This window comes from Gimesia algae (genome assembly GCF_007746795.1).
GTDB classification, from domain to species: domain Bacteria; phylum Planctomycetota; class Planctomycetia; order Planctomycetales; family Planctomycetaceae; genus Gimesia; species Gimesia algae.
In genome coordinates this window covers 5,850,435-5,864,799 of sequence record NZ_CP036343.1, presented here as the reverse complement: position 1 = coordinate 5,864,799, position 14,365 = coordinate 5,850,435, and the positions used below count along the sequence as shown (strand labels likewise).

8 protein-coding genes are annotated in these 14,365 nt (G+C 51.8%); 3 read left to right on the top strand and 5 right to left on the bottom strand.

From position 1 onward, the window contains the following. Positions 1 to 38 precede the first annotated feature (38 nt). Complete coding sequence (locus Pan161_RS21915; protein ID WP_145230862.1) at positions 39 to 1,397, top strand: prealbumin-like fold domain-containing protein; 1,359 nt, start codon at positions 39 to 41, stop codon at positions 1,395 to 1,397. Here the strand turns inward: Pan161_RS21915 and Pan161_RS21910 are convergent. The 5 genes from Pan161_RS21910 to Pan161_RS21890 form a co-directional block, all read right to left on the bottom strand. Next, positions 1,360 to 5,535, bottom strand: a complete 4,176-nt coding sequence (locus Pan161_RS21910; protein WP_197995461.1) for a DUF7133 domain-containing protein — start codon at positions 5,533 to 5,535, stop codon at positions 1,360 to 1,362. The genes Pan161_RS21915 and Pan161_RS21910 overlap by 38 nt on opposite strands. A 135-nt stretch (positions 5,536 to 5,670) precedes the next feature. Continuing rightward, entirely contained in the window at positions 5,671 to 6,276 is a 606-nt protein-coding gene (locus tag Pan161_RS21905) for a hypothetical protein (protein WP_145230858.1), read from the bottom strand. Between the two features lie 193 nt (positions 6,277 to 6,469). After that, positions 6,470 to 7,957, bottom strand: coding sequence for an AAA family ATPase (locus Pan161_RS21900; protein WP_145230856.1), 1,488 nt, complete (start codon positions 7,955 to 7,957; stop codon positions 6,470 to 6,472). A 70-nt stretch (positions 7,958 to 8,027) separates the two neighbouring features. Further along, entirely contained in the window at positions 8,028 to 9,749 is a 1,722-nt protein-coding gene (gene polX, locus Pan161_RS21895) for a DNA polymerase/3'-5' exonuclease PolX (protein WP_145230854.1), read from the bottom strand. Between the two features lie 141 nt (positions 9,750 to 9,890). After that, complete coding sequence (locus Pan161_RS21890; RefSeq protein WP_145230852.1) at positions 9,891 to 11,084, bottom strand: hypothetical protein; 1,194 nt, start codon at positions 11,082 to 11,084, stop codon at positions 9,891 to 9,893. A gap of 763 nt (positions 11,085 to 11,847) precedes the next feature. On the opposite strand from Pan161_RS21890, the gene Pan161_RS21885 reads away from it, so the two are divergent. Both Pan161_RS21885 and folE2 read left to right on the top strand, forming a co-directional pair. Next, positions 11,848 to 12,804, top strand: a complete 957-nt coding sequence (locus Pan161_RS21885) for a tetratricopeptide repeat protein (RefSeq protein ID WP_197995460.1) — start codon at positions 11,848 to 11,850, stop codon at positions 12,802 to 12,804. Between the two features lie 393 nt (positions 12,805 to 13,197). Then, positions 13,198 to 14,208 carry a GTP cyclohydrolase FolE2 gene (folE2, locus tag Pan161_RS21880; RefSeq protein ID WP_145230848.1) on the top strand — a complete coding sequence of 337 codons (1,011 nt, stop codon included), beginning with the start codon at positions 13,198 to 13,200 and terminating at the stop codon, positions 14,206 to 14,208. Positions 14,209 to 14,365 lie beyond the last annotated feature (157 nt).

Sequence of the window (14,365 nt, the reverse complement as noted above, 5' to 3'; positions counted from 1 at the left end):
ACTGTTTGTGAGATGTTCAATTAAAGAAGGAATTCTAAGTGGCCTGGCCTGAGATCAGCATTGAAGACTTTCCACCGCGACGGGACGATGAACCGTCATCGCTCCGGCAGGATATAATCGACGAACTCAGTGACCACTTTGCGTGTGCTTTGAATCGCGAATTGTTAAAGAACTCAGACGAACAACTGGCGAGACAACGTGTTATTCAACATTTCGGCGATCCCATCAAAATCGCCCGCCAACTCTGGCTGGACGCGATGAAGGAGAGAATTATGTCACAACGAATTTTGACCGGAATTTCTGCCGTGATGGCGGTGTGCTGTATCGCGGTAGTGGGCATTGCCTGGTCGATGATGCAGGAAAGCCGGGCGTTTAATCTGCAGATGCTGGAGCAGTTCAAGCAGGCACAGGAGAAATCATCAGCTGAAACGTCGGGGGAACTGCAGCCAATTCTGTTTCAGTTGGTGCAGGAGGGGAGTGAGGAACAACCGGCTATAGGATTTGAAGGGACCTTATCCAAGGGTGATGGCAATAACCCTGTTTTTACTGTTGAAGCGATCAGTGACAAAAATGGCTTGCTGGATTTTGGAAAGCTGCCTTGGGGTAAATATCTTTTGACGCTGAAAGCACCCTGGGGAGAGTCTCCTCAGGCTGAGCTGATCACCACGATTCCCGGCCGAAAGTTTGAACAGACCATCGTCTGTCCGGCGCATGCTCCAGAAAAGGTGGAAGTTCAATTTCAGGTCAACTGGCAGAATATGCCTGAAGAAAAAAATTATCTGCTATGTGACTTTCGACATCGAGTGAGTATTTCATCTAACGTATCGGAACAGTTTGCATTGAGTTCCTATCAGGAGATCCAAGGACGTCGATGGGTCTATTCACATGACCTGGACCAGGAATCCGAGGGAAATGTTTACCTGATTGATGTGGAAAATCAGCGGGCGGTTTCCTGTCCGCTTGCTGCAGACGGGAGCATTAAAAAGTTTGATGTACAGCAATTGGACTGGCATCCGACTGTTAAAATTCTGCAAGGTGTGTATCATCCGCCGACAATCTACCTGATAGCGCAGCATGAATTCAATAAAATATCTGAGATCAATTCGCTCAGCAGCACAAAAGGTGTAAGGTTCAATAGAGGCAAGCTTGAAACAATCAGCTTCATGTTACCAGGACAGGGGGCAATTATTTCGCCTTTCAAGAAACTCTCGATCGATCCCGCTCTGGTAATTAATAAAACACCTACTGCGCTGAAACAGATTCATGGATTCATACCGGACAGGCCAACTCATGAGACCTATGCGGCCACAGAAAATCAGCCCAACGTCTGGAAAATCAACATTCCCGATCTGTTTCCGGTTACTCTGGAATCTGGTTCATTGAGTAGTGACCGGTGACCGGGAAGAGTGTTTCAGCTCCTGTGCCGATCTGCTGGCAGTTGACTTCGTAGACGAACTTTTCTTTGAGTTCGTTGACCTGCAGGCGAATCGTTTTCCTGTCGTCGGAAACAGTTACGTCTTCCACTTCGACTTTATACCGGCCGCTGTCGGGGCTGGCGTAGCTGCCGCTCCAGACGCGGGTGTAGCCGGCGATGGAGTAAGCTTCTTTGTCGGCGGCTTTTTTCGCATCGACGGGGGCGAAGAATTCAAGTTCAAAGCCATCGGGAGTCGCGCGGAGTTCTTTGATGCCGTTCGGCAGTTTGCCGTTGGGAGTCAGTTTGGTGATCGAACCGGTATTCTGACCTCCGAGCCAGCCGCTGTCGTGGATGCTGCCGACGTAGATGTCACCTTTCGGACTGACGGCGACCGACATGGGGCCGGCGAAGTTGTGTTCATCGGGGGGGACATCCGCGCGGGTGAAATAGTAGGTTGCGCCCTGAACGGTATCGCCGACTTTCTGTGTGGTGAAGCGAATCAGGAAACGTTGATTGTATTCGCAGCCCAGCCCTTGATCGAACAGACTGTCGTATGCGAACTGTTTCGGTATGCAGGTTAAACCGTTGACACTGCGTGTCCAGGGGTGAGGCACCTGGATGGCGGCGCGGGTTTCTTCGAGGTTTTCTTTATTACGCAGGTCAGACTGGCTGGGAACGCCGTAGGCTTTCCCGGGTATCAGTAAATTAATTTCGTTAAACGTATTCTGCACGCCCTGTTGATCGGAGATATAGATTTCATCTTTGGAGTTGATTGCCAGTCCCGTGGGATAGCGGAAGGCGTGACCCAGAATTTCGAGATTGCCGTTATAGGTGATTTTGAGAATTTTGCCGCGCCAGTTGATTTGATCGTCGGGGCGTTTCATCTGGGCATAATCGCTGCCTAAGCCGACATACAGATTGCCTTGGCTGTCACGAATACAGCCGGTGGCCCAGTCATGGTAGTTATCATTGAAGCCCCAGCCGGTGGCGATGATCGTACGCTGGTCTGCTCTGCCATCCCCGTTGGTATCAGAGAGGCGAATGACTTCTGGTTTGTGAGAAACAATGATATCAGAGCCATCGGCGATGATGCCGAACGGTGCGGAGAGCCCTTCTTCGAACAGAGTCAATTGATCTTCCACGCCATCGCCGTCGGTGTCTTTCGCGAGATAGACGTCTCCCTTGAGCGAGGTGAAAATCATTGTGCCATCTTCGCGCCAGGCGAGGGCCGTGGGCATGATGCCGCCATCCAGAGGCAGTCGCACGCCATCAAAGCCAGGCGCACTGGTGACGGTTTCAATTTCCGGTTTGGGCTGGGGTTTGGTTTTGACCTGCAGCCCCTCTGCATTGAGTTTGCAGAGGTAGTTCAGCGTCAGGTTGGCATGGCCGGATGAGGGAGTGTCCGCCTGCATAAATTCGTGTGAATTATTATCGGTGATGTGCATCCAGGTGGCATCGGGTTTGTCCGGATTTGTAATTTGAGGGCTGCCGATGCTCGCAGAGAATCGAGGCCGACCAATATGGAGAGAGTAGCCTTCGGGAAGATTGCCCGCTTTGACCGTGCGTTGTAATCCCGTCAGGCCTGGTTGATCGGAAAGCGTTTTAAAGGTGTCGGTCACTGCAACGGTCGTGGTCTTATCACCGATTTTGAAATTGAGTTCGTAATTCAGGCTGACCTGATTGCCCTGAGATTCGTAGCTGCGCAGCGAGCCTGCCAGGCCGTTCTGGAGCTGTGGATAGACGGCCGCTGCGGGTTTCTTACCGGTGGGAGTCAGCACGAATTCAAAACCGCGATCGTAGCCGGAGATGATCGGTGAGCCGGCCATGTCCCAGTACCAGCTTTTGCCTTCGGTACGCTGGTGGGCCAGGTCTCCGAGCGTCCATTGGACGATGGAGAACTGATCGAGATCAATCAGCAGGTTGTGTCCGTTATTAAAGCCGACCGCAAAGGCGCGGGATACATAGCCACCGCCGGTCTCTTTGGGGTTGGTAAAGACATCGCGGACAATCCGCGCCGGTTCGCCGGCAGCGATGGTAAAGAACTGCTCCACAACGGAGGGGTTCGTCGGGACTTTGAACTGGGGATCATTTAATCCGAGCCAGATGGCGTCCAGCTGACGGTCGATATCGCCTCCCAGTACTTTGGGAACGCTTTTCTTGAGTGCAGGCATTTCCATGCCGGGCACGATCCGCAGCGGGTTGTGCACCCAGCGGAGGAAGTATTCTTTTCGCATCCGGTCGCCGAGCATCAGCAGGTCAGAACCGCGGGTTCCGAGCGCGACATTGCGCGGTTCGTATTCGCCGAGTACATGGCAGGAGATACAGCTGAAGCCTTTGGCGCCGGTGATGGTCTGGCCGGCAATCAGCAGTTGCGCACGATCCTGGTCGGACGAATCAACCATAAATCCGGGCTGTCGCGGACCATCGGCGGGCACACGATCATGGGCAACCAGATAAGCGAGGAGTGCCTGTTTGTCGGCTTTCGTATGCTGGAAGCGAGGCATGCGGACACGCAGCCAGGGCATGCGTACTTTTTTCTGTTCGCCGCTGACGGCTTCTGAGAGGGCTTCTTGTTTGAGTTTGTCGCCGACGGCAGTCAGAGCGGGCGGAATCATGCCTTCACTCTGTCCGGCGAGCGCGGGATCGAACTTGGCCATAGATCCGGCGATCTGGGTGATGCCTTCGTGTTTATCCCTTTCGTGACAGTAAATGCAGTTGCGCTGTTCCAGAACATAGCGACCGCGGTCGAATTCATTTTCCGGAGAGGGGGCTCCAGCGCTTGATTTGAGATAGGCGATGACGGCTTCCCGGTCGATGGTACGATAGGCGGGGCGCCCCTTTTTCAGGTCGGGGGTTTCAGCCAGGCAGGAGTTTTTCCAGTCCTCAGTAGACTTGGAAAGATCGACGATCTGCTGAGTCGGTTTTTCAATGCCGGGAATCGTATGGCAGGCGGCACAGCGGGCCTGGGTGATCAGTTTTTTTCCCTCTGTGATGAGCGATTTGTCAGTTGGTGGTTTTTTACCTTCAGGGAGATCGGCCTGTTTCAATTCTGAGAGCGCATAGGCCAGTTGGCGGCGTTCGGTGGTACTGAGTTTGATGACCGGCATGCGATGGTCTTTATTGAGTTTCGCCGGGTCAGAGAGCCAGGTGTAAAACCACTGTGTCTCGCGTTTGTCGCCAATACTGCTGAGATCGCCGCCACTGAAGGGTTGCTGATTGCCTTTACCGTCAATCGTATGACAGGCAAGACAGCCGACAGAACGCATCAGGATTTCGCCGGCACGCTGTTCTTCATCATGCGTAGGAGCTTTCTTCGTTTTTTTGTCTTTTTTGGGAGCGGGGATTTTGCTGAGCGATGCCGATTTCGTATTGGCATACAGATAGGCGGCGATGGCTTCCGCTTCCTGGTCATCAAAGCCGAAGAAAGGCATCTTGGCATGTGCGGAGACAGCGTTGTCGTTTTGAATTTTACGAACCAGCCATTCCGGGTTGAGTGCCGTTGTGACATGCGTCAGGTCAGGGGCGGCGGGACTGGTCAGTTGCTGTTCGCGTTGATGACAACGGTTACAGCGGTGCGCGTCGAAGTGAGTGCGACCGCGCCAGATCTGTGCGACTTCGGGATTCCCCTCTTCGCGATAGAGGATGTTGGCCTGGATCGGTTCGAGTCCGAACCGATTCGAAGACCAGAACAGTTGCACGCGTGCCTGTGGCGAGATTTTTTGATAGGCGACTTTGAGTTCGAATTCACCAAAATTCTGTTTGTATTTTTTTCCGACGATCCAGCCGGCGGTATCGCGTTTGCCTTCCAGAACCGTTTTGCCGTCAATTTCGACGGTGAGCTCCCCTTCCAGATAAGCAGAGATCTGGTAGTCACCAGGTTGTCGGACGAGGATCAGGCTGGTCCAGTCTGCAGAAAATCGTTCTGCCGGAATCTGAGGTAAGGGCGCCTGTTTTCCCCAGTCAAAAGCAATATCGGGATCAATCCGCTGAATCTGCGTGTTCCCAGACTGGTAAGTTCCTAATAGACCGGGGGGATAATCGTCTTCTTCCGGATCAATTTCCTCTGCAGCCAGATTTCGATTGGCAATGTTGAGAAAGAGAGCAACAAGTAAGAATAACATCAGGGGCAGAACGCCCCTGATCCAGGCTGATGGGATTCGCTGGGTGAGCATGATGGTCCGGTAGCTATCGTTCAGAGAAGGAGTTTGTTAAGAACCTGAAATAAGTCGTGATGAAAATAAAAAAGCAGCCATTCGTTATTGTTCGAATGGCTTTTCATCTTTGGCGTTGGCACCGAAAGAGGCGCGGAATTCATCGACGATGGAAGCGACGGTTTTTTTGGGGCCGGTTAACTTCAGGAAGTAGTAAGCTTTTCCTTCGACGGCCAGGATGACGCCCAGCATACGAGAGTCGGGAACGGCTTCGGTTTTGCGAAGGAATGGAGGTCCGATGGACTTGTTGTAGGTCCCTGAGAGGTCGGCAAAAATATATTTACCGTCTTTGGATTCCCCCTGAGTGACTTTGACTTCCCGATCTTTTCCTGCTGCAAACTGGCCAACCCAGCGAGAGACGTTGGCAGAGACTCCGCCACCCGTACCGCCGAAGGATGAAATGACCAGTTCGGCTGGTTCTTTATCACCTTTGACTGCGGGGATTTCAAATTGCGCGAGCCGCAGGTTGTTGGAAGGGGGAGAACTTTTCCAGGATTCCGGAACTTTGAGTGTGATGTCTTTGATTTTGACTTCGTTGGTTTTCTCCGTTTTTTCTTCTTTGTCGGCTGCTTTGGCAGAGCAGGCATAGATGGCGAGAGAAAGACCGAGAACGGAATACAGTACTCTTCTGAATGTGGTGGGAGAAATCATAGATATCCTCAATTTGAAATCAGGAGATTGCGCAAACAACTGGGTTAATTGTCCCGCATTTCCCACTGATTTTCAACTCGTTGCTTCCAGATTTGGCTGTCTGCAGCCAATTTTACAGAAGTTAATGATGTTGTATAAACACGTTGCAAAAAAACAACATGGCTGTTTTCCGGGAGAAACAGTCAGGCCGTTGTTAATCAGCGGGAACGCAGCGGTTTTGTGCCCAGAGTCGCAGTTGGCTGATCCGTTCCTGCATCAGCACCGCTAACGGACGTGTTTTCTGAATTTCCGAGGCAATATGCCGGTCTTCGATTTCGGCATTTTCGGAAAACGCGGCGAACAGTCCGGACATGACCGCCTGTTCCAGTTCAGAGCCTGTAAAGTCTTCCGCCAGTGCTGCGAGTGAGCGCAGGTCGAATTGATCTGAATCGCGTTTCCGTCGTTCGAGATGAATTTTCAGAATCTGTTCGCGGGCCGCCGCAGTTGGCAGGTCGACGAAGAAGACTTCATCAAAGCGTCCCTTGCGCATCAGTTCCGGCGGAAGCGCGGAGATATCGTTGGCAGTGGCGATGATGAAAATCGGATGTCGATGGTCCTGCATCCAGGCGAGCAGGGTGCCGAACATGCGTTTGGAGAGCCCTCCATCCGCGGATGAACCCGATGCAGACGCGAAAGCTTTTTCAATTTCATCAATCCAGAGAATGACGGGCGCCATGGATTCTGCCTGGGAGAGGGCCTGCCTGAGCTGATTTTCGCTTTCACCGATGAATTTCTGATAGAGCATGCCCGGGTCCAGACGCAGGAGCGGCATATTCCAGTCCGCTGCGACCATTTTTGCACACAAGCTTTTTCCGGAGCCGGGGACACCCAGCATGAGTACGCCGCGCGGTGGTTCGATTCCATAGTCCTGGGCTTTCTGAGTAAAGCCACCCCGGCGCAGTTTCAGCCAGTCTTTCAGTTTATTGAGGCCGCCCACTTCTTCTGATTTGACATCGACGGCGATCGATTCCAGGCAGCCTGTGGAACCCAGGAGTGTGCGTTTGGCTTCAATGATGTGGGGCAGATCATTGGCGTTGAGATCGTTATCCTGCAGGATCGCTGAACTGATGACACGTTCGACTTCACTGCAGCTGAGCCCCCGCATGGTTAATACGAGTTGTTCCATTTCGCGGCGAGTCAGTCTGGCTTTGATTTCAGACTCGCTTTCCCGTTTGATCTTATTGTAGGTCTGCTTGATGACATCTGATAATTCATCGGTCGTGGGCCAGCCCAGTTCGTAGCCGATGGTGAAACGTTTGATCTCATCGGGTAAAGGGAATGCATCGATCAGGATCAGTGTCGATTTTTTTTGATGGCAGGTGTCCATTAAATCGCGGAGCATGCGATTGACGACACTGTCCCGGCAGTAGGCTCCCAGGTCCTTAAAAACAAACAGGTCCTGGTCCGTATTTTGACGAATGAAGGCCAAAGACTGTTCCGGTTTTCCGCCGGGCACGGTGGGCGATTTCAGACTGCCATTTTCCAGCTTGCATAAGCCGGCCGTCGTCGACCATTCAAAGAGGGGCTTCTTCAACTTCAGCGCGATATCCCGGATCACATCTAAAGCACGCTGTTCGTCCAGTGTCTCGATGGAGATCAAGGGATTGCCTGAGCGGATCAGCAGTTCCAGTGAATTCGGCATGAAGGTTCGTTCCTGTTCAGTCTCAATTGTTAGAAGCGGTAACGGAACTTTTATGAGAGCGGATGAAAATTTATTTCGATGTTTTCAATAATTTCTGAAATTGCTTCCAGGTTTTTGTATTCGCGACATTTTTTTTCGTAAGCCCGGCCCGTCGCGCCTGATAGATGCCATACTGCATGACATCCAGCCCGGCGACGCTATGGGCATCTGTATTAATAACGATCGGGATGCCCAGTTCTTTGGCCCGGGCTGCGTGGATGTCATCGATATCGAGTCGCATGGGATGCGCGTTGATCTCCAGCATGGTGCCATAATCGGCGGCAGCTTTGAGGATCTCGCCATAATTGAGATCAGCGCCGGGGCGTTTGCCGATCAGGCGACCCGATAAATGGCCGATGATCGAGACGTTCGGATTCTGGATGGCATTCAGCAGTCTTTGATTGATCTGTTTCTGAGGTTGCTTGAGACCATAATGCAAGACTGCAATAACCCAGTCGGCTTCGCTGAGGACCTCATCGGGCAGGTCCATGCTGCCATCTTCCAGGATGTCGCATTCGATGCCTTTGAGAATCTGTATGCCGGAAACTTTGTCTTGTGCTTTTTCAATGGCTTTCCAGTGCGCCCGCAGGCGTTTGGCATCCAGACCGTTAGCCATAGTGACCCGTTTGGAATGGTCGGTGATGGCGATATATTGATAGCCTTTGGCTTTAGCGCCTTCCGCCATTTCCAGAATGGAAGCCGTTCCATCGGTGGCCGTCGTATGCATATGCAAGTCGCCGCGAATGTCTTTCAGTTCGATCAGTTCTGGTAGTTCATTCTTTTCTGCAGCGGCAAATTCCATGCGGTCTTCGCGGATTTCCGGCGGAATCCAGGGAAGATCAAGAGCTTTGTAAACTTCTTCCTCAGTCTTGCCTGAAACGAGTTCGTCCTCGCGAAACAGGCCGTACTCATTCAGTTTGAGTCCTCGATCCTGGGAACGGCGCCTGAGGACTATGTTGTGTTCCTTGGAGCCGGTGAAGTAGAGCAGGGCAGCGCCATACGATTCTTCGGGGACGACGCGGAGATCCAGTTCGAGACCGGAGTTGAGCCGCACGCGTTGTTTAGTATCGCCGCGGGCGAGCACTTTGTTCACGAGTTCGTGATCCGCCAACGCGTCCATGACTTCGGCAGGCTGGCTGGAAGTCACAAGCACATCCAGATCACCGACGGACTCTTTACGCCTGCGACAACTGCCGGCTTCCGAAATCTGCTGAACCGAATCGAGTTTACTGAGATCATGAATGATGGCATCGGACTGCGCTTTGGCCTCTGCGAGCCGAACACGGTTGCCGGCCTGGCTGAGATGTTCGAGTCCTTCCAGAATGATCTGTTCTGTTTTTTTGCCGAAGCCTTTCTGCTCGGCGATCACGCCGTTTTCGGCAGCAGCTTTGAGGTCCTCAAGGGAGTGGATTGAAAGTTCGGAAAACAAAAACGCGACTTTTTTAGGACCAATTCCGGGAATGTCCAGCATGCGAACGACATCTGCCGGGATTTGTTCTTTGAGTTCTTCCAACTGAGGGAGTGTTGATGTTTCGACAATGGTGACAATTTTTTCGGCGAGGTCTTTGCCGATGCCCGGCAGCTCCTGCAGTTCACTGGGATCTGATTCCACAATGTCCTGAATGGAGTCGGGCAGACCAGAGATGGTCCGTGCGGCGTTTCGATAGGCGCGGAGTCGAAAAGGGTTTGCGCCTTGAATTTCCAGCAGGTCTGCCAGTTCCTCAAACTGGCGTGCGATTTCTGAGTTTTGCATGTTCCGAATCCGGATGTGAGATCAAAAAGAGGGGAAACCGAAAGTGGTATCATATTCTTCTTACGATAACGGGACTGGCGCATAAAAAAAGTGCAAGGCGGTCAGGCACTTGCACTTTGTTGAGACTTTGAGTTACTGCGATTACTTGCTGGCAATTTTTGCAGAATCGGTAATCGCAAACCAGCCTGAATTCACGGGTACATCCTGCTTGGCAACCTTGGGGGCAGAAAAACTGGTGCGAATCGTCAGGCGTTCGGCACGAGGCGCTGATTTCCAGGTGATTTTCTGATCCAGATTCAGCGGGCGGACCCGCAGTGGAGGAAAGTTGGTTTCCTGCTCTGCTTTCGGGGCTTTAATTGCCGGTTCCTGAATCGGAGCCGTCTTTTTCTGGGGGATGGCGGTTTTAGGAAGTTTGCCGTCGGGGGTTGGCTTGAAGGCATCTGTGCTGCCGCCTCCGAAGAAATCATCGCTCTTTTTTTCCTCTGGACCAAATGCCGGCTGCTTGCGTTCTGTCGCTGGTGGAGTTGCAGGAGTAGCAGGGGTTGCACCCGGCATAGGCAGTTCTTCCACATCCCGATTCAGGGGGACTTTGAACAAGTCTTCGGCTTCATTCTTGGGCATGGGAGTTGTTTCCATGGGGCTGCGATCATAGCGTCGCTTTTCGAATCCGGAATCTTCCACACCCGGTTGCGGTCTGCCGGAATTCATTGGTTCATCGGCAAATGTTTTAGGTGTTGTACTTTCCACTTCACGCGGTGGTGGAACCGGATTCCCGGAGTTGGGGTCGGGAGTGGGTGTACTGGCGGTAGCCGGGTTGTAGGAAACCCCACACTGACCGGTACTGCAGCCGGCTGCACCGCAGGCGCCGGTAGAACATCCGCCGATACCGCAGCCACCCATTCCACAGGATCCACAGCCAGTCGGGCCATAATAACTACCAGTGGAAGCGTATGCATTTCCGCCACTGAAATTACGGTAACTGACGCCGACTGCTTGAGGGTTATTGAGCAGATACCAGCGGTAAGCAGCACGGGAACTGCGTCTTGACTGACTGCGATTCATGGTACCACCATAGTAGCTGGTGTAACCGGGTTGACCACAGCAGTTACCGCTATTCATCATTCCGTATCCACCATAATTGGCGGAATAGGGGGCAGGAGCGTATCCGGCACCATAGGCCATGGCACCGTTACGGCTCGGGCCAAAAATAGCGTTGTACGTCCAGGGAATAATTCCTGCATTGGACTCAGCCAGGGACATCATGCCGATGGTCAGGAAACAACCGACCGTAAGACATACTTTTTTCAGATTCATTTTTTTACGAAGACTCATCATCCATTCGACCTTTTTAAATCGAGCTTAACGATTGCACGACCAGGGGCAGTAAGCCATGCCGAAAGAAGACGTAGTCCATCACGCCAGATTCTCTATATTTCCAATTATTTCGAATATATCGAAAACTTATCCATAAGTTACCCTTTTGTACCCGGACGATCGTACCGATGTCAATGATTGGGTTTGTTGCTCCGGTCGGTTAAACTAAGTTTTTAAACAGTAATTTATAATAATTCGCGATAGTCTCTATTTTAACTAAAGTCAGATTTGGCGGGATTGCACCTGTTTTTGAGGTTCATTCGCCGTTCTGAGCAGCCCGACGCGGGTTTCTGATCAAAAGATGATGATAAGTTGATGTGTTGAAAAGACTTAATGAGAAAATTGAGAGTCAGAGTCTCAGTTGGACCGATAGTCAGTCAGCGGAAGGTATCAGGCAGGTGTTTTGGCCTGAAAAACAGCTGAGTTCCTCTACCCCAAAATTCGAAAAAATGGTAACGTTCGCGGCCTGAATGCAGCAGAACCCTGTCTGATTTCAAGCGGGTTACCTGATATTTTCGGTTCAGCTTCGTGACTTCATGGAGGAAGATCACCAGAGCGTATGAGAGATCGTTGTGCCAACACGTTTACTGAGTCCCGGTTCGGCGTGCCGAATTTGAGTCGCTCAGATTGCGCGCGGGGAGCGATATTCTGTAAAAGTATTGGATGGTTTTTTCTGGCGGTTCTATTACTGATCTGTTCGAGCTGTGTGAGTTGGAAACAGAAAATGGCGATTCTGGATTCTGAGTCGCAGGATCTGGTAGAACAGGTGCGGGTCGCGACCGAGAGTGGCCGCAAGGAGCAGGCCGCAGAACTCCTGAAGCAGGCCGTCGCATCGAATCCCAATAATGCTGCTGTGCGTCAGCAGCTGTCCGAATTTCTGATTGCCAATGGTTACTCGGAAGAAGCAATCCAACAACTGCACAAGACGACCGTTCTGGCCCCCGATGATCCCCGGCCTTATATTGACCTGTCTTACCTGCTGTATGAGAAGAAACAGTACACGGATGCGTTGAAAAACCTGGAACTGGGGCTGACGCTGGATCCGACGAATATTCGTGCCTTGATTCTCAAGGGGGAACTGGAAGAACTGGCGGGGCTGAGTTCCTCTGCGGTGGAAACATATCATCGCGTGTTACAGGTCGAACCATACAACATCGTCTCACGGCTGAAGTTGGCAGGACTGGAGATCAAGCTGGGGGAACCGAACCGGGCAACACCGATTTTACGCCCGATCTGTCATAACACGAGCGCGACTATAGACCAACGGGCCGAAGCACAGTGGATGCTGGGCATCGCTTATGGTGCTGAGCAGCGATGGACCGATTCTATGGCATCGCTGGAGCAGGCGCTGAAGAATCGGGATCAGGTTTCTGCTGATGACTGGTATCGGCTGGCGTATGCCTGCCTGCAGGCCAATCAGATGGCGAAAGTGTATCCGGCTGTGACCCAGGCATTGACTCTGAACCCAATGCATACCGAAACGAATCGCTTGTCAAACTTTCTGACTCAACAGACCAATGGGCTCAATATTCAACAGGCCTCCATGCATACTCCCCTGCAGCGTCCCGGTTTTATCGGACAGGAGCCGGAACGGATTCCGATTGAAACTTTGCAGCCTCCCCAAGGCTGGGAACGCGTCAACAGACTCTCTGTTTCTTCTGCCAGACCAAAACGGCAGTAGTTACGGTTGTTCAGGGGGGGGACATCAACTGTCTTAATTAACGGGTGATGTGAACCAGATCATTCAGATCTGATTCTGTCAGCCGAAATCACGTAATTTCAGGGCAGAAAAGAGCTTATTTCGATCAAAGCCTGGTAATAAGATAATTTTGATACTTGAAAAAAGTATCTATGGGACTAAATGATATAAAGGTAAAGCTTTGCTATAGTAGAAACCAGAGAGTGGTTTCGATTAATTTTAGATGAATAAGAAGACTGTTACTGGCTGGTTAGTTGAATCGCTGGAGTTCTTCCTGCGAGTCTCGTTGTTAAGAAGACTTGAGGGAAATTCCAGAATTAAGTTTTCCTGTACCAGCAGCGTAACAGCAGTGACAGACCAACGAAAGACGTTTGTATGTTTGAATTTGTTTCCGATGCTCTGAATCTCAAACAGATGGGATCTACCGATCAGGGTGCGCAATCAGTTACGTCCACAGACTCCCGGGTGGCATCCACGACAAACCTGATGCCTGATGTCGCCAATGAGTCGCTGCCTTTAACGGGGGGGACGCTGGAACGTGTCGGCATGTCCGGGGTGGAACTCGTATTGCGATTACGCGACGCATCGGGCGAAATCTTTCGCACACCGGCCCGGGCCGATGCTGCCGTCAGCCTGGATGATGAAAACGTCAAAGGCATTCACATGTCACGGCTGTTTCTGAGTCTGAACACTCGACTGGCGGATACCGAACTCACACTGCCTGTGGTCAACGAAATTCTGAAGGATTTTATTCACACTCATCAGGGGATGAGTTCCAGCAGTTATCTGACACTAAACTACGAACATTCCCTGAAACGACCTGCATTGCTCTCTGATCATGCCGGCTGGCGTGCCTATCCGGTCAAGATTCAAAGTGCCTGCCAGCAAGGCGTCTTTCGTCATCAACTGCAGGTCAGACTGACTTATTCCAGTGCGTGCCCCTGTTCGGCTGCCTTATCCCGTCAGCTAATCCAGCAGGCCTTCGAAAATCGATTCAACGATCGCAGCGAACTGACACATGATGAAATCATGCAGTGGCTGGGAACCCCGGAAGCGATCCTGGCAGTACCCCACAGCCAGCGAAGTCATGCGGATGTCTGCGTCGAACTGGAAAGCGACATCGAAGAATTTCCGATCGAGTCCCTGATTGATTATCTGGAACGCGTGATTGCCACACCCGTGCAGACAGCCGTCAAACGGGAAGACGAACAGGAGTTTGCCCGGCTGAACGGCGCGAACCTGATGTTCTGCGAAGACGCCGCCCGCAAACTGAAGGGTGCGCTGGAAGGGTATGCCGGCGTAAAAGATTTCCGCGTGGAGATCAACCACCTGGAGAGTCTGCACCCCCACGATGCAGCCGCGGTCGCGATCAAGAATCGGTCGTAATCTGCCTGAGTTCACGCTACAAGCCTGCCATGTTGCAGGCTTTTTTTATGTTGATGCAAAAGCAGGTGTAGACCGATTTGTCCCGGTTTTTCTATTTTGACTCTAGTGGCGACTTTTTTGAGCTTCCTTCTTGCCAAGAGTCAGTGGATTCAATAAC